General features: G+C 61.2%; 17 protein-coding genes. 8 read left to right on the top strand and 9 right to left on the bottom strand.

Annotation, left to right across the window (positions count from 1 at the left end; translation table 11 throughout):
- Positions 1–26: 26 nt before the first annotated feature.
- The gene (locus tag KP001_RS00160) at positions 27–1265 is read right to left on the bottom strand and encodes a DUF4238 domain-containing protein (protein WP_217287594.1); all 1239 of its coding nucleotides are present in this window, start codon (positions 1263–1265) and stop codon (positions 27–29) included.
- An 88-nt stretch (positions 1266–1353) separates the two neighbouring features.
- Positions 1354–1821: a hypothetical protein gene (locus tag KP001_RS00155; protein ID WP_217287593.1), complete on the bottom strand. Its 468-nt coding sequence runs from the start codon at positions 1819–1821 to the stop codon at positions 1354–1356.
- Positions 1822–2351: 530 nt separating this feature from the next.
- Here KP001_RS00155 and KP001_RS00150 point away from each other — a divergent pair.
- Entirely contained in the window at positions 2352–3311 is a 960-nt protein-coding gene (locus tag KP001_RS00150; protein ID WP_217287592.1) for an SGNH/GDSL hydrolase family protein, read from the top strand.
- A gap of 806 nt (positions 3312–4117) precedes the next feature.
- On the opposite strand, the gene KP001_RS00145 is transcribed toward KP001_RS00150, so the two are convergent.
- Together KP001_RS00145 and KP001_RS00140 are read right to left on the bottom strand one after the other, a co-directional pair.
- Complete coding sequence (locus KP001_RS00145) at positions 4118–4771, bottom strand: fibronectin type III domain-containing protein (RefSeq protein WP_217287591.1); 654 nt, start codon at positions 4769–4771, stop codon at positions 4118–4120.
- Positions 4772–4943: 172 nt separating this feature from the next.
- On the bottom strand, positions 4944–5690 hold the full coding sequence (locus tag KP001_RS00140) for an NADPH-dependent F420 reductase (RefSeq protein WP_275423335.1): 747 nt from the start codon (positions 5688–5690) through the stop codon (positions 4944–4946).
- 104 nt (positions 5691–5794) lie between these two features.
- On the opposite strand from KP001_RS00140, the gene KP001_RS00135 reads away from it, so the two are divergent.
- Both KP001_RS00135 and KP001_RS00130 read left to right on the top strand, forming a co-directional pair.
- Positions 5795–6061, top strand: coding sequence for a hypothetical protein (locus tag KP001_RS00135; protein WP_217287589.1), 267 nt, complete (start codon positions 5795–5797; stop codon positions 6059–6061).
- Between the two features lie 42 nt (positions 6062–6103).
- Positions 6104–7015 (top strand): AEC family transporter, encoded by a 912-nt coding sequence (locus KP001_RS00130; RefSeq protein ID WP_217287588.1) that lies wholly within the window; start codon positions 6104–6106, stop codon positions 7013–7015.
- Positions 7016–7039: 24 nt separating this feature from the next.
- Here KP001_RS00130 and KP001_RS00125 read toward each other — a convergent pair whose 3' ends face one another.
- The 4 genes from KP001_RS00125 to KP001_RS00110 form a co-directional block, all read right to left on the bottom strand.
- Positions 7040–8155 carry a DUF5684 domain-containing protein gene (locus KP001_RS00125; RefSeq protein WP_239027856.1) on the bottom strand — a complete coding sequence of 372 codons (1116 nt, stop codon included), beginning with the start codon at positions 8153–8155 and terminating at the stop codon, positions 7040–7042.
- 51 nt (positions 8156–8206) lie between these two features.
- Positions 8207–9238, bottom strand: a complete 1032-nt coding sequence (locus KP001_RS00120; RefSeq protein ID WP_217287586.1) for a M48 family metallopeptidase — start codon at positions 9236–9238, stop codon at positions 8207–8209.
- Positions 9235–10467 (bottom strand): YjgN family protein, encoded by a 1233-nt coding sequence (locus tag KP001_RS00115; RefSeq protein ID WP_217287585.1) that lies wholly within the window; start codon positions 10465–10467, stop codon positions 9235–9237. The genes KP001_RS00120 and KP001_RS00115 overlap by 4 nt, the downstream gene beginning before the upstream one ends.
- A gap of 238 nt (positions 10468–10705) precedes the next feature.
- The gene (locus KP001_RS00110) at positions 10706–11539 is read right to left on the bottom strand and encodes a hypothetical protein (protein ID WP_217287584.1); all 834 of its coding nucleotides are present in this window, start codon (positions 11537–11539) and stop codon (positions 10706–10708) included.
- Positions 11540–11956: 417 nt separating this feature from the next.
- Between KP001_RS00110 and KP001_RS00105 the strand changes: the two genes are divergently transcribed.
- From KP001_RS00105 to KP001_RS00085, 5 genes are all read left to right on the top strand, one after another.
- Complete coding sequence (locus KP001_RS00105) at positions 11957–12187, top strand: hypothetical protein (RefSeq protein WP_217287583.1); 231 nt, start codon at positions 11957–11959, stop codon at positions 12185–12187.
- Between the two features lie 102 nt (positions 12188–12289).
- Complete coding sequence (locus KP001_RS00100) at positions 12290–13408, top strand: glycosyltransferase family 61 protein (protein ID WP_217287582.1); 1119 nt, start codon at positions 12290–12292, stop codon at positions 13406–13408.
- A 401-nt stretch (positions 13409–13809) separates the two neighbouring features.
- Complete coding sequence (locus KP001_RS00095) at positions 13810–15912, top strand: methyl-accepting chemotaxis protein (RefSeq protein WP_217287581.1); 2103 nt, start codon at positions 13810–13812, stop codon at positions 15910–15912.
- A gap of 257 nt (positions 15913–16169) precedes the next feature.
- Positions 16170–18170 carry a methyl-accepting chemotaxis protein gene (locus KP001_RS22140; protein ID WP_217287580.1) on the top strand — a complete coding sequence of 667 codons (2001 nt, stop codon included), beginning with the start codon at positions 16170–16172 and terminating at the stop codon, positions 18168–18170.
- 512 nt (positions 18171–18682) lie between these two features.
- Positions 18683–20203 carry an amidohydrolase family protein gene (locus KP001_RS00085; RefSeq protein WP_217287579.1) on the top strand — a complete coding sequence of 507 codons (1521 nt, stop codon included), beginning with the start codon at positions 18683–18685 and terminating at the stop codon, positions 20201–20203.
- 457 nt (positions 20204–20660) lie between these two features.
- Here the strand turns inward: KP001_RS00085 and KP001_RS00080 are convergent, their stop codons facing one another.
- Positions 20661–21188: a DUF4337 domain-containing protein gene (locus tag KP001_RS00080; protein WP_217287578.1), complete on the bottom strand. Its 528-nt coding sequence runs from the start codon at positions 21186–21188 to the stop codon at positions 20661–20663.
- Between the last annotated feature and the right edge of the window lie 30 nt (positions 21189–21218).

Raw genomic sequence — 21218 nt, 5'->3', positions numbered from 1 at the left:
TTGAGAGGGACGATTCCCACTCAAATTTACCGTCTTTTCTTGTAGCGATTTTTGCTATAGCGACGCTCAGCTTGCAGGTGTGATTCGTGGAGCTGTGGGCTGTCCTCGCGCGGTCCAAGGTGGAAATTCCCGAAGTCATTACTACTGCCCCTGTGCTTTGGGCCGAACAGCCTCGCAAACTCCCCCTTAAATGCCTGGAATGTCGCCCACTCCCTATTTTGCTCGTCTTTGCCGTTGTACTCTGGATGCCAAGGTCTCCTGCCATAGGCGTCAAATCCTTGGACATGCTGGTTCGTATAACCGATTAAGATCTCAGAAGAAAAGGAGACAGAGCGAGGGTCAGGCATAAAGAGGTACCCGCTGCCAAGCTTGTCCCAGTTCTGCGTTTTGAGGTGACGCTCAGGGTAAAGCCACTCTTTCTCGGCTGCGGCAATATACCTCCAAGCTCGCTGCTTAAGCACGTAGTTGATTTCAACGACCTCAAGCTCGGATAGCTTCCTTCCCACTTGAATATTTAGGAAGTTGAAGACCGCCGGCCGGAAAAGCTTGGGATTTGGCCTCCGATCAAGGGGGTTGCTGTAGGGATTTCGCACCCACGACAGGTTCGTGAGAATCAGGATTTTGTCTTGGTTGAGAGGAAAAAGCGTGTGGCTTGCGGAAAGCCAAATTCCTGGATCATTACAGTCCCTGCACCATGCCGACAAGGGGAAGCAAGCTTTGTTGTAAACCGTTACAGGATGGTCGCTGACCAAGAATTTCGTCCGACAATCAGAGGCATCTGCAATGGTCCAAATACACTCGCTCCAGAGGGCACAGAAAATCTGTTGGATCTCTTGAAGCTTAAAAAGAATAAGGTTTTTATTATCCAACCTTGCAGCTTGGGCAAGATTCTTAAGTCCTTTTGGGGTCCTGAGTTTTTGCACCGTCATGTACGGCAGCATGGCGTAAAGCGCTTCGTAACTTATGCTGTCGTGGTTGTATGTGGAGAAATATTCGACTGCATCCCTTCCTGAATCGTCAATCTTCCCGAAAAACTTTTGTTCTATCTCCGTAGACTCCCACTTCCCAAAGCGAGTGGTGTACAGGTCTTGCTCGCAAAAACATTTTTCAGCCCCCCACCGGAGAAGAGCTCTCCGGTGGTATTTGTGGCCGTTCGAAACAACTGTCTCCGGCTTCAGGTCTAAGTAATAAAAGCGCTGGCCTTTCGGGAGGAATCGTTTCTGATACCACTCGGGTACATAGTGATTACGTCGGTAGTCAGGCATATTTGCTCTTTAATGTCATTTCTGATGCTCAACGTCGTGGGGGCGCACCGGAGCAGAAACTGAGTGCCGCCGCCTTGTTGTACTCTTCTCACAGTAATTGGAAGGCATCATTCCTAATCTTTGTCTGTGTATAGTTTATGGGTGGATACTCACAATGATTCTGAAAATACCACCAAAGTAGTTGGCCTTCAGCTTTCTGGAGGGAATCTGCAAATTTTGAAAAATGAGCCACGGATATTGTTATTGCACCATAAATATCAATTATATGTTTAAATTTCAGAGAATTTGCTTTGGAAGTCGCGTGCATTCCCGCATATTTGTAATATCTGTCGCGAAAGCTTTGCTTTGTCTGGCCGATGTAAAGAATGTCACTTTCGCCTTTTAATATTTTTATCTTTCTCTCGCTCCTCCACACATACACCACTTCTTTGGATTTTTCAGCCGCTTCGCAGCCAAACACCTTCTTGAATTCTTCTGCCGTCACGTTTGTTATTTTTTCTGGGAATGCCGCAAAAGCTTCAATTTCGTCATAAAAGTTGGTGCAATCGAGTTTCATCCCGTTCTCCCATTTCGTCCAACTACTTATTAGGCAGAATTGCTGTCATCTTCCTCACCACTGCGAATACGCGATAACTCTATAATCATCCGGCCTTCATAAGCAGCTGGAAACCTTGCGGGCCATATCCGGAATTCACGCCGATTGGGGGGATGGACAGAAAACCGTATATCCTCCCTTCAATCCGCGAAATGCCCCCGCATTCATTATCAACTCTCATTTGCCCCGACAAATCAACCGCAATATATAGAGTTACTTCATCCGTGTCAAAGCGGAAGTACCGAAGGCGTGCCCTCTACCCGGTCCCCCTTGCGTACGCGAGAGGGCGAAAACCGCGTCCGGACCATCGTATCGAGGTACTCGAAGGGGGAGGAGCCGGAACCTGATGGGTGCTTTGGGCGTGGAGTGGCTTGAAGAAATGACGGAAAGTCTTACACTTGTCGTCACACCTGCAGAAAGGAGGGACGGTGAAAGGCGCGGGTCATGATCCTTGGGGTTTCACTATGCAGTGACTATCAAAGGAGGATACTATGGATACAATTCTTTCCAAGAGGCGGACGATACTGGGGCTTTTGCTGGCACTCGTGCTGCTGGTGCCGGGATGGGCCCTGGCACAGACGTCCTTCGACCGCATCGTGGTCTTCGGCGACAGCCTTTCGGATCCAGGCAATGCGTTCGTGTTTGTCGGCAAAGCGAACACCCCGCCCTACCAGTTCCTGGATCAACTCCTCGTTCCTGAGATGCCTTACGCCAGGGGCGGCCACCACTTCAGCAACGGCGCCACCTGGGTGGAACAGTTGGCACGGCAATTTTCGCTTTCGGACAATACCCGGCCCGCTTACCGCGAACTCGGTGTGGACGCAACCAACTATGCTATCGGCGGAGCGAGGGCGCACGACAAGGCGGGTGAGGCGACCATCACCTTCGAGGTCACCACGTTCCTCAACGTGTTCGGCGGACAGGCGCCGCCCGACGCGCTCTACGTGGTGGAATTCGGAAGCAACGACATAAGGGACGCGCTGGAGGCCCAGGATCCCGCCATCATCGGGCAGGCGGTCTCCTCCCTGCAGGCAAACATCTCCGCTCTCTACTATGCCGGCGCCAGGAAATTCCTGGTATGCAACGCCCCGGACCTTTCACTAACGCCCGCGCTTCTCGCCACCGACAAGGTCATGCCGGGAGCCGCGGCGGGCGCACACCAGTTATCCCAGTACTACAACTTCCTCCTCGACGACCTCCTGACATCGATGTCATCCCAGCTCCCCGACCTGCAGATGGTGCGCGTCAGCTTCTTCGGCAAACTGGAAGAGTTGGTCACAGATCCCTCAGCTTTCGGACTGAACGTCGTCGACACCCCCTGCCTGACACCGGGCGCGCCGCCTTTTGTCTGCAACAAACCCGACACTTTCGTCTTCTGGGACGGCATCCATCCCACCGAGAAGGTACACGGCATCATCGCGCAGCAGGCGCTGACAGAGCTGGCGAAGTAAAAAAAACCGGAGTCTCCCCCAAAAGGAGCTCCGGTTTTACATGTCGCCGCTGCTGTTGTTGTCCGCAGCGGATACCTTTCTTAGTCATTTTCACAAACTTTACTTTCCCTTGTCGTGTAACCAAAGCGTTGCATTCTTCAGAGAACGCTTTCGCCGTGTGACCGAAGCGCTTCGTTCTCCATAAAAAGCATTCGTCGAGCAGCGGAAGCGTTCCGTTCTCCAGAGAATGCATTTGTCGAGCGACAAAGCGTTCCGTTTTTCAGAGAATGATTTCCTCGGGCGGCGGAAGCGTTCCGTTCTCCAGAGAATTCATTTGTCGAGCGGCGGAAGCGTTCCGTTCTCCAGAGAATGCATTCGTCGAGCGGCAGAAGCGTTCCGTTCTCCAGAGAATGCATTCGTCGAGCGGCAGAAGCGTTCCGTTCTCCAGAGAATGCATTCGTCGAGCAGCGGAAGCGTTCCGTCCTCCAGAGAATGCATTCGTCGAGCAGCGGAAGCGTTCCGTCCTCCAGAGAATGCATTCGTCGAGCAGCGGAAGCGTTCCGTTCTCCAGAGAATGCATTCGTCGAGCAGCGGAAGCGTTCCGTCCTCCAGAGAATGCATTCGTCGGGTGACAAAGCGCTCCGTTTTTCAAAGAATGCATTCGTCGAGCAGCGCAAACGTTCCCTTTTACGGAGAACAAAAAGCTTATCAGTTCGGATGAAGGCCTGTGAAATTTTAGTCCCAGCGGAAGGATTGAGATGAAGATGAGTGGCGAGGGCCGATCCTCCCTTGGAGGACCGGCCTTTTCTGCTTTAATTTCTCTGACTCTAGGTCACGATGATGCCGACAGGTTCACTCCAGGGACCAACCTCATTGTTGCCGATACTCCTGATTCGGAAGTGGTACCACGAGGCCCTTTCCAGGCCGCCAACCACGGTCCGTACTTTTTTCAAGAAACCATAATCACTAAATGAGTCGTCGCCCTGCGGGTGCCCCTTACAGATCTGCAACTGGTAGGAACCAGCGCCAGGATCTTTTCCCCACGTTAGCGAAACCTCCCCGATGCTCGGCCCGTTTTTAGCCTTGAGATTCAAGGCAACGGCGGAAACGGATCTGTCGTGTATCCTCTTTGTCTTTTCCTTCGCTTGGTAACCGTTGTTGTGAAGCCACGCATCATCTTTTCCATGTTTTGCCCTGAGCACGAGGTAGCTGGCGTTGATGTTTACGTCCTCTAACGCTGCCGCTCTCGCCGCATCAAGTTCTTTGGTACTGCACACATTCAAGGCGGAGGCTCTCTCCCACGCCTTCGAGATTGCCTCCTTGTGTGCTCTGAACTGTACCTCCCCAGGAGCCCATTGATCCTTTTGCGTACTTATCAAGGGATGGGCAGCCTGCAATGTGGCAGCGTCATCAAGCCAGAGTATGAATTCCGGGGGATCCATGTCCGCATGGTTCATTACGAAAATATCGGTGACGTTCATGCTCTTTTTCCTCCCTTGACATTAGTTTTCTCTTATATTACTTGAGAGACGGCTGAGGTCAAGCGAGGGATTGTAATGTCTCGTTAGTTTTTGCGGGCAAGGGAGGGTGGGCAGGACCGGGGGCACCTTCAATTTCTCTGAGGGCACGCCCCCGCTCCTGGTTTGGCGGGATCTATTCCATTCTCAACTTCGCCTTGATTTCGGACGCGGAGGCGCTGGTCGCATACACCGGGGTGCCGACGTCGAAGAGCCTGGACTCGGTCAACCCGCCCACGACGACCGGGTCCAGCCCCACGCTGCGGGCCAGTTCGACCGCGACTTCCACCGCTTCCTGATCGTCACCGGCGATGGGGATGCCGATCCTGTCGCCTCTCTTGTTCACCGTCTTCCTCAGATCCTCGAAATAAACCGAGTTGAAGGCACGGACGATCTTCGCTCCGGGGAGTAAACGGGCCACCACGGTCCCCATTCCTCCCGGGTCCTGCCGGGCTTCCACCGCCATCACCCCGTCCCGCTCAGGGTACGGGTTAGAGGTGTCGATCACTATTTTGCCCTGCAGTGCCTGTTTCGTTTCGATGTCCAGTTCGCGGTAGGCCTTGAGCGGTACGGAGAGCAGGATAACGTCGCTGAAGGCGATCGCTTCGGCTACGGTCCCGGCACGGGCGGCGGGGCCGGCGTCTTGCACGAGTTCCTTCAGGTTTTCGGGATGCCTGGAGCTGAAGAACACTTCGTAGCCTGCCTGGCCTAACATTATCCCCAAGTTGCCGCCGATGTTGCCCGATCCGACGATGCCTATTCTTTTCGTTCTCATGTTGGGTCCTCCTTGGCTGTTTTCCGTCCCTCCTCCCGGTAGGATTCCCTCCTCCAGCAAGTATACTCCCTGGCGCCCCCCCTCATCCAGTGGGTACGATCCGGTCACACGCCGGGAGCGGCAGCGCGTCCGGCGCGTTCTTTTACTTGTGGCGGCACCTTCCCTGTGTTACAGCAAAGGCTTCAGGATTTCATCGTTGCTGGAGGGATGCCGTGGCAAACGTAAAACGCAGCATCTTGGGAACCGTCGCGGAAATGGTGATCCATATCGCCCCCTACCCGAAAGGGTTCGAGGTCTACGGACATGACAAGATGGGGAGAAAGGTGGTGTTCGCGCGGCGTGCCGCGTTCGAACCGATAGTTGAGGACGGGGCGCGCGTGGCGCAGTGCCTTGCGGACTTCGCGAAGAAACCGGTAACCCTGCGGGTCCAGTCGGATGCAACGCAGGAGTTCTTCCCGGAAAAGGCGTCCGGCAGTTAAGCCGCCGCTTAAACGCCACCTCTGCAGGAGAAGCTGGCAGTAATGGAAAATTTCGTATTGATAGGGGTGTTCGTTCTTCTGGGGATGCTCTTTCGCCGCCTTGAAGCCTTCCCCAAGGATTCTGCGCAGACCCTCAACATGTTCGCCCTCTACGTCTCGCTGCCGGCGCTGATACTGCTGAAGGTGCCGCAGATCGTGCTCTCCCGCGAGATACTGACCGCGGCCGTGGTCCCCTGGGGGCTGCTGCTCCTCTCGGTCACTGCCGTGCTCGGCGCCGCTCGCCTGTGGCGCTGGGAACGGGGCACGGTCGGCGTGCTGCTCCTGGTGGTGCCGCTTGGGAACACGTCGTTTCTCGGCGTGCCGATGGTCCAGGCCTTCTTCGGGGCTGGGGGGCTTCCCTACCTCATCATCTACGACCAGTTGGGGACGCTGCTCATCATGGTAAGCTACGGCTCCCTCATCCTCGCCCTCTACGGCAAGGACGGCGGCTCCGTGAATCTCGTCGCGATGGTCAGGAAGATGCTTTTCTTTCCGCCGACCATCGCCCTGATGGCCGGCCTCGTCGCCCGCTCCTGGCCCTACCCGGAGAAACTCGCACAGGGGCTGCAAAACGTCGCCCTGACCCTGGTGCCGGTGGTGATGACCGCCATCGGGCTGCAGATGCGGCTCCGTTTGCCGCGCAGGGTCTTCGGGCCGCTGGCATTCGGGCTGGCCGTGAAGCTCCTGGCGGCTCCGCTGTCGGCGCTTCTGGTCTGCCGTCTGGCCGGGCTTGGCGGCATGGTGGTCGACGTCTCCGTCCTGGAAGCGGCCATGCCCCCCATGGTGACCGCCGGCGCCCTGGCCGTCGTCGCGGGAATGGAGGCCGACCTCGCCGTCGCGATGATCGGCATCGGCATCATCCTCTCCTTCGGGACCCTCCCCGCCATCTATTTTCTGACGCGCCTGGCACCCTGACCCACCAGGAACGTACCGCACCCGTTATCCCTGCGGGGGCTCCTCGGAGAAGGTAAAGTCCAGCTCCTCCTCCCGGACCTCTTCAAACCGGGAGTCGCCGAAGGCAAGCAGCGGGAAGAAGATCATGGGGAGAAATACCAGGCCGACGCCGAAGACCGGACTTCTTCCGAATTTCTCCGCCAGAGCGAGCATCGCCAGCAGGTGGGTGGCAAGCCCCACCACCGGAACGAAGAGCAGCAGACACCACCACCCCGGCTTGCCCGCTATCTGCATCAGTACGTAGTAGTTGTAAATGGGGATGATGCTCTTCACTCCCGACTCCCCGGCCTTGCGGAAGACGATCCACATGGAGACGATGACCAGCAGGCCGCTCGCCACCATCATGAGGAAGTACTTGAACCAGGGTGGCTCGGGCCGGGGCCCCTTGGCCACCACGGCGGCACCCCCCGCCTCCTTTTGCCGCTGCGCCAGGCTCTTCTGCGCTTCCACGGCCTTCTTCATCAGCTCCGGGTCCCCTTTTTTAATGGCATCCGCCATCATCTCCACGTTTTCTTTGCTGAGGCGCTCCACCTCCTCCCTGGTCAGAGGGGCGGGGGGCGCGGCAGCAGCCGATGCGGGCGCGGGGGGCGCGGCCGGTGCCGCCGCCACCTCCGGGGCGGGAGGAACCGGCTCTTCCGCAGTGCGTGCCACGGCAGCGACTGGTGCAGGCGCTTTCACGCCCTGTGCCGGCTTCACGCCCTGTGCCGGCTTCACGCCCTGTGCCGGCTTCACGCCCTGTGCCGGCTTCACGCCCTGTGCCGGCTTCACGCCCTGCGCCGGCTTCACCCGATCTGCTGCCGGAGCGGGCGCGGCGCTTTCCGCCGCGATGGGCGCCTTGGCGGGCACCGCCTTCGTATGCCGGACGGCGCGGACGGGCTTGCGCTTTGCCCGCTCCATGGTCTTGGCAAGGTTCACCTCGCCGGGCGCGAACTCCAGGAGCACGTCGCGGTTCACCTTGACCACGATCACCCCGTTGCGCCGCCAGAAAGATTCGCAGTCGAGTACGCTGCCGTCCCGAAAGACGACCTCTTTGGCGAAAGAAACTCCCGCCACCCCCAGCCAAACGGCCAGCACCAGAATGCCGGTGCGCAATCCCTTCATCATCCCTCCCTCAGCTTCATTCGTTTCCAAAGCCGGCCCTTCCCGGTCTTCCTACTGGGCGGCCAGCACCTTTTGCACCCTCTCCAGCATGGCGGGGTGGTCGTCGAACAGCTCCCCCAGGCGGGGAACATCTTTGCGTTCCTGGTAATGATCCGCCTCCAGCCGCGCCAGGATCTCGGCGTAGCGCCGCACCGGAATCCCCTGCCGCTTCAGAAAGCGAACCGCGGCGGCATCGGCTTCCCACTCGAAGTCGCGCGAGTACTTGGCGTCGACGAGAGCGGTGGGCATCGTGGCGGCGAGCGAACCCGCGGAGACGAGGTCTCCGGTCAGGGTGGCAACCACCAGGGCGGTCACGGAATTCTGCAACAGGTGGCGCAGCGCGTGCCTGCGCTCCAGGTGCCCGATCTCGTGCGCCAGCACGCCGGCCAGATCGTCATCGTTTTCGGCAAGTTCCACCATCCGGTCGGTTACCACGACGATCCCCGAGGGGAGCGCGAAGGCGTTGGCCCCTATCTCCTTCGAGGAGCGGAACTCCAGGCGCCAGCCCTGACGTTGCGGATCCCCCGCGGTCATGGCGCGGAAACGGCGCGTCACTTCCTCCCTGCGTAGCCGGGGGAGCGCGCTCGGCCGCATGATCACCTGGTCCAGGACCTGCAGGGTTTCCCGGCCGATCAACTCCTCGGTCCGGGGTGGAAGGGCGAAGGCGACCTTGAGCGCAAGGACGGGAACGAGATAGCGCAGGAACCCGAAGACGATGGCGACAAGCAGTGCCAGCGCAACCACGGCCCGGCCGATGCTCTTCTCCCAGCGGTGCACGCCAAGGAGCACCCCTCCCCTCCCCTGCCTGCGCAGAAGTTCCTCCACGAAACCGTCCGCGCCGGTCTCCGCACTGGCGCCGTCGGGAAAATGCAGCCTGCGCCTCACCCTCCCCAGGGGCGGGTCCACACAGACCTCCGCCAGGGGATAAACCGAGTCGACCCCCGCGCCCGATACCGCCAGGGAACCTTCCACAAGGCGCACCGTCACCGCGTGCCCCTGCGAGGTGCGTCCGTCATACCATGTCGCCGTGCAGGAACCGCTCATAAGCCGAGGTCGAAGCCGAGCATGTCCCCCAGTTCCTCGGGCGCGGCGCCGACCTGGGTCTCCTTGGAGGCGCGGATGGCATCGAGCCCCCCCGCGCCGGCCGCACTGAGACGTTCCAGGCGGTAGCGCAACAGACGCACCGTTGCCCAAGGCGCCAGCAGTCCCAGCGTACAGATGACCGCGACGGCGTTGGAGAGGTAGATCCAGATGAGGTCGCGCATCCGGAGCGCGCAGGTGAACCTGTGATCGCCAAGGCTCGTGGAGCTCCAGGTCAGATTGGTGAGTGCGGTCCGGACATAGAGGGCGGCGCAAAGATAAACACCTGTGAAAAAAACCGCCGGCAGCGCCACCGTCAGTGCGTTGGGCTTCACCAGGATGGCGCCGATCGCCGCAGCAAAGGCAACCGGAAACAGGATCACCATGGGGAGGAAGATGCGGAAGTACTGCCCCGGCGTGGCGTGAAAGCGAAAGGGAGTGGTGCCGTAGCGGCTGTTTTCCACCAGGAAACGCCGTTGACGGTAATAGATGTACGGGACGAGGACTCCCATGGTCAGCGGCAGGAGCAACTGCCACCAGAGAAAGACCCGGTAGGCCTCGGCGTAGTCGGCGTTGAAACCAAAACGGATGTTGCGGTGCGAGGTGTTCCTCAGGTTGAAGATGCGTGAGCGGACCACCACCCAGGGGAACACTCCCAGGAAGAACAACATGAGCAGGGCGGAGACCAGCGGACTGACGCGCGAGGCGAAGGAATAGAGGGTGAAGAACAGACCGGCCAGAAACCATCCCTTGAGGATCGCCCAGGGGTCGCCGAGAAAATCGAAGGGGACCCCGTCGAGCAGGGTGTTGCCGTAGAAGTAGCGCCGTTTGCGGACCTTGGCCCAGGGGGAGTACAACCCCAGGGTCACGATGCGCAGGAATGTATTGACGATCCAGATGCCGAAGTACTCCCGGGCGCTGCCGGTGAAATCGAAGGCGAGCGTGCGGCGCGCTTCCTTGCGGGGAGGCGGCGACACCGGCGCCGTGGCCTCGCCTGCCTCGCCTGCCTCGCCTGCCTCGTCGGCGAAAGGCGCTTCATCTGTTCCGGGCGCGGCAGCGGGCTCATCACTTTCAAAGGGGAACATGGACTTGCAGACGGGACAGGTGACCGTGGTGCCGGGCCGCGGCACGACGGCGACCTCGACCTGCTTGGAGAAGTTGCAAACGGGGCAGGTCAGGATGAAGGCGGACAAGGTTCCTCCCTGGTACGGGGGTCGGGAATAAGGAGATAACTCGCGCCGCAGCATACCATGCAGGTTTAAGCGTTATCAATTTAATTTTACAAATGCGCCATGTGATCCCGGGGGAACAGATCAGGATGGGCGGGCGGCCGGGCAGCCGGGCCCCGTGAGCGGGACGGGGGGGGAGAGCAAAGACAGGGAAAAACCCGCCCGCCTCCGGGATGGAGACGGGCGGCCCTTGTTGCCTTTGCTAGAAGAGGTAGTACAGGGAGAAACCCGCACGGAACCCGTCGGCGGAACCGGCGCGGAATTCGCCATCCTTGCTCCTGGCATCGGTTGCGACCACGTAGGCCACGCTCGGCAGCAGGTAGAAGTTGTGTGCCATCTGGAGGTAGCTCCCCAGTTCAAAGGAGAAGTCCTCGTTGGCGGTGAAGTCGCGGGTAGCGGTGTTGAAGTTCGCGTCCACCTTGGCGTCGATGGTCACCGTGTGGTTGAGCTCCTTCTCGAAGCCCAGCGAGACGGTGTGGGTATCGTACTCATCGTGGTTCCTGATGGTGGCACGGTAGATGGCGTAAGGGGTGTTGTGGTGCCCGAGGTTGGCGCTCGCCGCGATGAACGGGCTCACGTCGGTGGTGCCGGTTCCCGCCTGGCTGCCGCCGGCGGTGTCGAATTTCAGCCCAAGGCCCGCCACGACGGTGTACGGCGCTTCCTCGCCCCCTACCAGACGGTATTTCGCCTGGAGCGCCAGGTCGCCGAAGCCGTCACGCTTGTCCTGAAATGCACCGACTCCGTCTATCACTTCCTTCTCCCGCTCGCTGAAAACGTACGGGAGCGAGGCGGACACTTCCAGACCGTGGCCGAGGCCGACACCGACGGAATAGACCGACTCGGCGGCGTTGAGGGTCCCCTTCCCCGGGTCCCCCGCGTCAGTGATGTCACCTTTGAGGTGGGAATACTCGAACAGGGCCTGTGCCTCGACTTGCTTCTTGTCGAGGACGTCCGTGACCAGCAGTTTGTGTTCCGCGTGCGCGGTGGCCGTTGTCATAAGTATCCCGCCCAGTACTGCCAATACCATCTTCTTCATGTAACAGTCTCCTCCTGCATCGAAATTATCCCCTCCGCGCCGCCCGCCATACGGGCCTGCCGGAGCCGCCGCCTGCGAGGCTCCTCGCGGCCGCGCGCACGGCGACGTAGGGGAAAAAACTTTTAATACAACAGAACCTCCTGTTATTACAACCCCAAAGGGCGCCAATCATGTTCTTTTTTGGTTTCACACCACCCCGCCCGCGCCGCCTCCAGCTCCCTAAACATCGTTTACAACGTCACAATTACATAAGAACTCCGCCGGCACATACCCCGTCTCGTTCTTCACGAATGCGCCGCGTCGGCGGGATTGACAAAAAAGAAGGAAAATAATACATTGTTCTAGCTAATCGACGAGATTGGCGGCAGCGACCGCAAGGGAAGCTGTTTCCCAACAATTGCGTAAAGGAGCAGGAGAATGGGTCTGGCATTGCAATGCAAGTTTTTCGGCCACATCATCACCGTCGACAAGGCGCTGGCCGTGAGGGACGGAGCGACGCAGGAATACAAACGTTCCCTTCAGTTCGAGTGCGACAAATGCGGCAAACCGGTCCGCCCCCGCGCAGCCGGCGACAAGCACGTCGCGCACTTCGTGCACGTCAAGCAGAATCCCGAATGCTCCTACGCGGAGCCGCCCAGGGAGTACTGAGAACACGCGGGAGATACGGGACCCCCGGCGCGGGGGGCTGCCGACGAAGCCCGGTTCCGGACCTGCTGGAAAGAAAGCGGCTCCTGTGCTAGGATCGCCCCCATGACGGGCCTTAGCGAGACAGCCGCAAAGCGGCGCAAACAACTGCTGCGTTTCATCTCCCGCGACCTGCTCGGGCCGATCGCGGGAAAGATGCCCAAGTCGTGCGTGGAATCGCTGGAAAAGGCATCCTTTCACGCCGACATCAACAGGCACATCCTCGACATCGTCCCGATGACGCAAGCCCGCATCGTGAGACACGAGGTCGCGGCGAAACTCCCCCCCTTCATAAGAACCGAGGCCGTGTTCGGCAAGCGCAACCTCTATCTTCTGCGCAACGCCACCGTCTCGCCCCACTCCGGCATGGCCTGGATCGGAAACAGGGTCCTCGAGGAGAGCGTCGGCTCCCTGCGCCGCATCATGGACTGGGGGGACGTGCAGCACGAGCCCCTGCTGCCGGCAAGCGAACTCCGGATCCCGGAACCCGTGGTGGTGTGCCATCCCGCCTCCTATTACCATTGGCTCCTCGAGGTCCTGCCCAACGTCCTCTTCGCGGTGGCCGCCTTTCCCGGGGTGAAGATCGTGCTGCCTGAGAACTGTCCGCGCTACGTTCTGGAGGGGCTGGCAACGGCCCTCGGCCCCGGGGCGAAGCGCGACTTCGTCTTCTGCTCCAATCCCATCCGGGTGGAGCGGCTGGTGGTGCCGCAGTACCACGCCCAGCCGGAATTCACGGACCCGCAGGTGCTGGAGCTTTTGAGGTCGGCGGTGAAGACCAGGGTGGCCCCGCTGCAAGGCACGGATGGCGCGCCCGGGTCCGCCACCAGGATCTACGTCTCGAGGGGTAAAAGCAGGCGCCGCCTGCGGGGTGAGGCCGAACTCGAGGAGAGGCTGCGGGAGGTGGGGTTCTCGATCCTGCACTGCGAGGAACTCTCCTTCGCCGACCAGGTCCGCGCCTTCCACACGGCGGAAATCGTGGTCGGAAGCCACGGCGCCGGCCTGAGCAACCTGGTCTGGTGCGAGCCCCCCTGCCGGGTGGTCGAGATCTTCCCGAAAAACTACATCCTGGACTGTTTCGCCTGGCTCGGTTTCAGCCTCGGTTTCGATTACCGCCACGTCATCTGTGACACCGGGCACGAGATCGATGAACGCGCCATGGACGCGGTCCTCGATGCCGTGCGGTGAACCGCGCCGCCCACCATCTTCCCCCCGTCTGTTTCCCCCATCTGTTTCCCCCTTCGTCCCCCCCCCGCCGCAGCGAATCACCCGTTGCAGTGTGAAGTCCGCAAACCTGCGCGCCAGGTACTTCTAACCACGCCATTTCTTACAGCCGAAACCGTATACACTTTATCGTTTACGAATAACTTGCCGCAGATTGTTTTTTCGGCTATAACCGCCGCGGCCGATAATTGTAATACAAAATAGTAGCTGCCAAATCCTATATTTAAACCAATTAAAGACTTTTAGAAGTTTCAAAAGCACGTTCTTTGCCGGTGTTTGACTGTGTACCAAAGCATTAAAGCATCCATTTGAACAGTACTTCATGTTTTTCAACGTGCGAGCGTTGCATGAATAAGGACGAATCTGTGAAAATAAGCATTGTAAAAAAAATCACCGCACTCATTATCACCCTCGTCATCACGGCGGTGAGCATCACGACCTACATATCGCTTGCGAAGATGCGGCAGGAGATGGTGCGCGTCGCGACAGCTTCGCAGGAGAGCAGGCTGAACACCTTCTGGGAACTTTTGAAGCAGAAGGGGGAACCAAGGATCGCCGGCGACCGCCTCATGGCCGGCGACTACGTCATCAACGACAACAACGAGCTCCCGGACAAGGTGGCAAGGATCTGCGGAGGGACAGCAACCATATTCATGAATGACACGCGCGTTGCGACCAACGTCGTCAAGGAGGACGGCAGCAGGGCGGTGGGAACCAAGCTTCAGGGTCCGGCGTTCGACGCGGTGTTCCGGAAGGGGGAGCCGTACCGCGGCGTCGCTCCCATCCTCAACATCCCCTACTTCACTGCGTACGATCCCATCCTGGACGCGGGGGGACACGTCATCGGCGCTCTCTACGTCGGGGTGAAGGCGGCGGACTTCCTGCAATCCTTCGAACACACGAGGAGCGTGGTGATATCCCTCGCTATCGGCTTTACCATTCTGGCCAGCTGCCTTGCCGCATGGTTTACGAAGATGCTGCTCGCCCCGCTGGGGAAGGCCGTGGCCATCACGGAAGCCGTGGCCGAAGGGGATCTCACCGTTGCCATCCAGGCCGGCGGTGGCGACGAGGCGGGAAAGCTGTTGGGCTCGCTGAAAACGATGGTGTCGGGGCTGTGCGGCATGATCAGCCGCGTCGCCGGTTCGGCCACCGCGCTGCAGGACATTTCCGGGCGCCTGGCGGCGGAGGCGGTACACGCGGTGGCGGCCGCCAGGCACCAGCAGGATAAAGTGACCGAGACGTCGAGCTACGTGCGGACCATAGCCGACAAGGCCGAGGAGATCCAGACCGGGACGCAAAGGCTCGCGCAGGCCGCTTCGGAGTCGTCCTCCGCCATCCTCGAGATGACGGCCAGCACCGACGAGGTCGCGATCAATGCCGAGAGGCTGACGGGGCTGGTGGCAGAGGTGACGGCGGCCATGATGCAGAGCGCCGCCGCCACGGGCGAGATCGGCGAGCACACGAAATCCCTGGTCGCCTCGTCGCTCTCCACCGCGTCCTCCATCCTGGAGATGGAGGCGGCGACCAACAGCGTGAAGGGAAACGCCCTGCTGACCGCGGAGGTCGCCCAGGGGGTCGAGGAGGACGCCCTGAAAGGGGTCGAGGCGATGCGCGCCATGCGCCAGGGGATGAGCGACATCCGCGCCTCCTCGGGCGTCACCAACCAGGTCATCGCTACCCTCACCTCCAGGACCCACGAGATCGGAGCCATCTCCTCGGTCATCGACGACATCGCCAAGAGGACCTCCCTGCTCGCCCTCAACGCCAGCATCATCGCGGCGCAGGCGGGAACCCACGGCAAGGCGTTCGGCGTCGTCGCCGAGGAGATCAAGATGCTCGCCTCGAGCACGGCCAATTCGACCAATGAAATCGCCGCGCTGATCGCCGCCGTGCAGTTGGAGACCGAGCACGCGGTGAAGGCGATCAAAGAAGCCGATCAGCGCATCGCGACGGGTGAGGAGCTGAGTTCCCGTTCCAGCGCGGCGCTGGAGAAGATCGTGACCGGTGTTTCCAGCGCGAGAAGCCACGTCAGCGGCATCGCCCTGGCCACCGCCGAGCAGGCCAAGGGGACCAGCCTGATCCGCGAGGCCATGGACCGGGTCACCCAGATGACGGAGAAGATCGAAAGGGCGATCAGGGAGCAGTCGGGTGCCAAGGAGGCGATCATGTTCGCCGCGGCGGAGATGACGGAGCTGGCGACGCAGTTCCGCTCGGCCACGATGGAGCAGAGCAAGGTGGGGCGTGCCATATCCGATTCCATCCTCGACGTGAGCGAGATGTCCAGGAAGATCGAGACCGCGTGCGCCGTGCAGGCGAAGGAGAGCCTTCAGATAGCCGCCGCCGTGACCGAGATCCATTCCGACGCCGACCGCTGCCTGCAGGCGGCCGCCCAGTTGGAGGCCGGCGCCAGCGACCTTACCAGCCAGGTCGAGGTCCTGCAGCAGGGGGCGGGCGCCTTCAGGCTCTGAAGCGGAAAACAACAACAAAAACCTCACGGGAAAAAGAACGAGCCGGCGTGCAGTGGAAACGCCGGCTCTTTTTGTGTCCGCAGCCACCGCCCCCCGCCGGACGCCCGGGGCGCGGCTCCCCGACAAAACCGCTAAAGAAAGAAGCAAATAGCGCCGATACTTCTCGCACTGACACTGATATTGACAGCACATGGAACAATACTAGCCGCGACCGGAACAGTAACAGCCACACCGGCGCTGACAGGGGAGAGTATCGGATGAAACGTTTTCGCGATTGGGGCATATTTCACAAGATCATCAGCGCCACGCTCTTGTCATGGCTGCTGCTGGTGGGGATATCGGTGTTCCTGCTGACACCGTACCTGCGCACTCTCATCATGAACGAGCGCGAGGAAACGGTGCGTGCCATCGTGCAACAGGCGACCAGCAGGATGAAGTGGTACCAGGACCAGGTCGACCGGGGACTGGTCACCAGGGAAGAGGCGCAGCGAAGGACGATGCAGGAGCTCTCCGCAGCCCGGTACCAGGGGACCAACTACATCTGGATCAACGACCTGACCCCGAGGATGGTGATGCACCCGCTGAAGCCGGAACTAAACGGCAAGGACCTCGGCCAGTTCAAGGATCCGGCGGGGAAGCTGCTGTTCATGGAGATGGTGCGGGCCTGCAACGAGAAGGGACAGGGCTTTGTCAGCTATCGCTGGCCCAAGGGCGCGAACGGCGCGCCGGAGCCCAAGCTCTCCTACGTCGAGCTGTTCCGCCCGTGGGGGTGGGTGGTGGGGACGGGGATCTACCTGGACGACGTTCGGGCCACGCTTTTGCGGACGCAGCTGTACATCGGAGCGGGTCTCATCGTGGTGCTCGCCCTGACCCTCCTCCTTACCTGGTTCATCGCGCGCTCCATCACCCACCCGCTGCGGGACATGGTGAAGGCGGTGGAGGCGATCGCCACGGGCGACGGCGACCTCTCCAGGAGCATCACCTGCGGCCGCTCCGACGAACTGGGCGCGCTGGCGGGGAACATGAACATCTTCATCGAGACGCTCCACGCGCTGGTGGCGAGCGTGCTCAAGGTGAGCATCGACGTGGTGATCGGGTCCAGCCGGGTCCACGGCATGGCCAAGCAGATCAACTGCAACGCCGACGACCTTGCCGCCCAGTCGGTCTCCGTCGCCACAGCCAGCGAGGAGATGTCGGCGACCTCGCAGGACATCGCCCGGAGCTGCGCCCAGGCGGCGCAAGGGGGTACGACCACGAGCCGTGTCGCCTCCGACGGCGCCCAGGTCGTCAACGAAACCGTGGCGGGAATGCACCAGATAGCGAAGCTGGTACGGGAATCGGCGACGACGGTGGCGGGCCTTGGCCGGCGCTCCGACCAGATCGGGGAGATCATCGGGACCATCGAGGAGATAGCGGACCAGACCAACCTGCTGGCGCTGAACGCCGCGATCGAGGCCGCGCGTGCCGGCGAGCAGGGTCGCGGCTTCGCCGTGGTGGCCGACGAGGTGCGTGCCCTGGCGGAGAGGACCACGCGCGCCACCAAGGAAATCGGGGCAATGATCGGCGCGATCCAGGCGGAGACCAGGGCGGCGGTGAGATCGATGGAGCACGGGGTGTCCGTGGTCGAGAAAGGTTCCGAGGGGGCTCAGCTGTCGGGGCAGGCGCTGCAGGATATCATCAGCCGTATCGAGGGGGTGACCGGGGACCTGGCCCAGATCGCGACCGCCGCCGAGGAGCAGAGCGCGACCACGCACGAGATAGCGGCAAGCGTGCAGCGGGTGACGGAGATCGCGCGCGACACCTCGAGCGAGACGCAAAGAACCACGCACGAAGCGAACCACCTCCTCTCCATGGCCGAGGAGTTGATGGCGCTTCTGGGCAAGTTCAAGATCAAGGAGGACACCGGGCTGATCATCAGCAAGGCGAGGAGCGCGCACATGATCTTCGTGGGCAAGATCAAGGGGCACCTGGACGGCACCCTGAAGCTCGACCCGCAGGCACTCCCAACCCACCTCACCTGCGCCTTCGGCAAATGGTACCAGAGCAAGGGACGGGAGGATTGCGGCCACAGCGACCTCTACCGGCAGATCGATGCGCCGCACGCCAAGGTCCACGAACTGGGCAAGCAGGCCGTCCTCGCCTGCAACAGCGGCGACCGGGCCAGGGCCGCCGAGTTATGCGCGGAGATGGTGGCGGCCTCGCAGGTGCTGCTCGGGATACTGGAACAACTCGCAGGGGGGGGCACGGGGAGGGGATAGAAGCCGTTCTACGTTCTACGTTCTACGTTCTAGGTTCTGCGTGCTGCGCGCTGCGTTCCGCCGGTCAAGGTTCGACCGTGGGCTTGGCCGGCGGCGGATACGTGACGACTAGCGGGTGAAGAGCTGGCGCAAACGCTCCGGCGCCGCGTCCGACCGGGTAACTATACGCGCTTTCGCGCCGGCTTCAAGCAAGCCGCCGGTGACGGCGGCAGCGGGACGGGCGTGGTATGCTCAACGCGAGAGATACCGGGTCTTTAGCCGTTGACAACCCGGTCCAACCGTCATAGATTCGCTGTGCCGGCCGCACCCCGGTCGCGGCAGCCACCTTCAAACAAGAGAGAGACAGATGCACCTTTTCACCAAGACCGCCCGGCCACTGGCGATGCTTCTCGCGGCGACGCTCTTCAGCGCGGCGCCGGCCCTGGCGGCCGGGGTTCACCCCCGCCTCCCCCCCCACCGGCACCAGCGCGGTCTGCTCGCAACCCAACGACGCGGTACGGGAGTATGCATCGGTGATCGAGAAGACCAGGAAGGAGCAGCCGGAACTCGCCGAGGCGCTGCGCCTGTTCCCCAAGGGGGGGGACCTCCACAACCACCTTTCCGGCACCGTCCCACCCGAGACGTACCTGGCCCTGGGCGCCGCCGACGGCGCCTGTTACGGCCCCGAGGGTAAAACCGGGCGCTACACCCTGGAGCCGGGAACCTCCTCCGGGAGCTGCGGCGACGGCTTCAGGCCCATCTCCGGCGCCTCCACGGCGGAGCGGGAGGAACTCCTGCGGTCCCTCTCCATGTACCGGTTCGGCTATCCCGACACCCAGAAGGGGCATGACCACTTTTTCGCCACCTTCGCCAGGTTCCGCGCCGTCTCCGACAACGCCTGCAACACGGCACCCATGCTCGCCGAGGTGCTGAGACGCTCCCACGGAGACGGGGTGTCCTACCTGGAGACCATGCTCTCCTTCCAGTCCTCCGCGGTGAACGCGCTGGCCAGGCAGCTGCGGCAGAAATTTCCGGAAGACGCCTTTTACCGCGACGAGCGCCAGTTCCCCGTGCTGCGGCGTTTCCTCCTCGAGGCGGGGGTCAATGACGCGGTAGCCGCGGCACGCGCCGAGATCGCGCAGTACGTGAACAGGACCCGGACGCTGATGAAGTGCGGCAGCGCCGACGCGGAGCCCGCCTGCGGCGTTTCCTACGCCTTCGTGGCTACCGTCAACCGTACCTCCGCCCAGGGAGACGGCTCGCCGGATCTCGCCAAGGTGTTCACCCAGGCCGCGTTCTCCATGCTGCTCTCCTCCACGGAGAGCAGCGTTGTGGGAGTGAACCTCCTGAGCAAGGAGGACGCACCGGTCTCCCTGGCGGGGTTCCGGGACCAGATGAGGATCTTCGGTTACTTCCATGACGCCTATCCGCGGGTCAACATCGCCCTACATGCCGGAGAGCTCACCCCCTGTTTCGTAGGTGAGGGAAACCCCGCACTCAAGGAGCACCTGACAGGCACGCTCAAGGCGGGGGCCAAACGGATCGGGCACGGGGTTTCCTTCGGATTTCTGAAGCCTGGGGATAAGTCGGAGGTGGCCGAACAGATCAGGCGCAGCAACGCCCTGGTCGAGATCATGTTCACCAGCAACGCGCAGATCCTCGGGGTCGCCGGAGCCGAGCACCCCTTCGCGCAGTACCGCGCCTACGGGGTGCCGGTCGCCTTCGCCAGCGACGACGAGGGGGTGTCCCACGCGAACCTCACCGACGAATGGATCTACGGCTTCCAGAAGTACGGACTGACGCGGGACGACCTGCAGTACCTCGGGCGCAATAGCCTCCAGTACAGCTTCATCCCCGGCGCGCCGCTCTGGAGCGACGTGGCCAAGGTGGAGCCGGTCGAGGCCTGCTCCGGGGATCACCCCGGTTCCGCCACCCCGTCCATCCGCTGCGGGAACTTTCTGAAGCAAAACGGGAAGGCGGCGGCCCAGTGGGAGTACGAGGCCCGGCTGAAGGAGTACTGGCGCAACTACGGGAAGTTTTTCGTGAAGCGATAGGGGAAGGGGCTGGCGGGACAAAGCGGCCCTGTGTGCCGTTCGCAAAGGTTCATCCCGGAATTTCGGGGAACCCTATTTGCTGTTCACGGAGCGAACGCGACAACCCGCATCCTCCCCTTTGCAAAGTATCTTCCGGTTCCGTGGACACCGCTGTTACCGTCCCCCTCCCCTTGCGGGAGGGGGCAAGGGGGTGGGGGAAGATGCCATCATTTCCGCTGTTTGCGGCTTCACCCGCCCCCCATCCCCCTCCCGTCAAGGGAGGGGGAGTCCCGAGCGCACTTTTCCCGGAATTCCCGGATGAACCTTCGTAATAGGGGGAACTCTGGTTCACGGGCAGCGCTTCGTGGCACGAATGGATGTGATTAGTACGGAAGTTGGAAGAGCCATGAAAAAGGGGGATGCAGCGCTGGCTGCGTCCCCCTTTTCTCGTCTGTCCCAGTTGAGACTGCGGCGTGGGCTACATGAAGAGCATGAAGCCGTTGGCGAACTGAACCAGACCGCAGATGCCGACGGCGACGCCGGCCATCCAGACCGCCTTCTTCTTCAAAAGCGCGGCGATGGAGGAGAGGAGGATCGCGATCTGCAGGAAGATGACGGCGAGCCCGAAGGGGCGGCCGTGGCGCTGCGCGTCATCCCTCTCCTTCTCGAGCCTCTTGGCGTCGTCCTGGATCTTGGCCTTCTCCTGGTCGTACTTGGCGATCTTCCCCTTGAGGGCCTGCACCCTCGCCTCGATGGCGGCGGCGACCTGCTTTTCGCCGGTTCTCAAGAGCTCCCTCTCAAGCTGCCCCTGCTCCATCTCGGCCAGGGACTGCTTGATGCTCTTGGCCTGGTAGAAGGCCCACTGGTCCGAGGCCTGGTTCTGCACCAGGACGGACCTGGTCGAGAAGCCGCCCCCCTTGAAGGTGGCCAGGGTGGCGCAGACCGCCAGGATCACCGTGGTGAGTGCGAGATAGTTGAGCCAGGGTTCCTTTTTTTCTTCTGTCATCGTTATACCTCCTGCTGCTATTAGTCGTTA

The sequence above is a fragment of the Geomonas subterranea genome (assembly GCF_019063845.1).
Taxonomy (GTDB): Bacteria; Desulfobacterota; Desulfuromonadia; order Geobacterales; family Geobacteraceae; genus Geomonas; species Geomonas subterranea.
The sequence above is the reverse complement of the archived record's forward strand: the minus strand, read 5'-3'. Positions and strand labels throughout refer to the sequence as shown.

Excerpts from the sequence above, each read along its gene's own strand:
- KP001_RS00155 (WP_217287593.1), bottom strand. The coding sequence starts at position 1,821 with ATGAAACTCGATTGCACCAACTTTTATGACGAAATTGAAGCTTTTGCG.
- KP001_RS00100 (WP_217287582.1), top strand. The coding sequence starts at position 12,290 with ATGACGGGCCTTAGCGAGACAGCCGCAAAGCGGCGCAAACAACTGCTG.
- KP001_RS00150 (WP_217287592.1), top strand. The coding sequence starts at position 2,352 with ATGGATACAATTCTTTCCAAGAGGCGGACGATACTGGGGCTTTTGCTG.
- KP001_RS00145 (WP_217287591.1), bottom strand. The coding sequence starts at position 4,771 with ATGAACGTCACCGATATTTTCGTAATGAACCATGCGGACATGGATCCC.
- KP001_RS00110 (WP_217287584.1), bottom strand. The coding sequence starts at position 11,539 with ATGAAGAAGATGGTATTGGCAGTACTGGGCGGGATACTTATGACAACG.
- KP001_RS00130 (WP_217287588.1), top strand. The coding sequence starts at position 6,104 with ATGGAAAATTTCGTATTGATAGGGGTGTTCGTTCTTCTGGGGATGCTC.
- KP001_RS00160 (WP_217287594.1), bottom strand. The coding sequence starts at position 1,265 with ATGCCTGACTACCGACGTAATCACTATGTACCCGAGTGGTATCAGAAA.
- KP001_RS22140 (WP_217287580.1), top strand. The coding sequence starts at position 16,170 with ATGAAACGTTTTCGCGATTGGGGCATATTTCACAAGATCATCAGCGCC.
- KP001_RS00120 (WP_217287586.1), bottom strand. The coding sequence starts at position 9,238 with ATGAGCGGTTCCTGCACGGCGACATGGTATGACGGACGCACCTCGCAG.
- KP001_RS00125 (WP_239027856.1), bottom strand. The coding sequence starts at position 8,155 with ATGAAGGGATTGCGCACCGGCATTCTGGTGCTGGCCGTTTGGCTGGGG.
- KP001_RS00080 (WP_217287578.1), bottom strand. The coding sequence starts at position 21,188 with ATGACAGAAGAAAAAAAGGAACCCTGGCTCAACTATCTCGCACTCACC.
- KP001_RS00105 (WP_217287583.1), top strand. The coding sequence starts at position 11,957 with ATGGGTCTGGCATTGCAATGCAAGTTTTTCGGCCACATCATCACCGTC.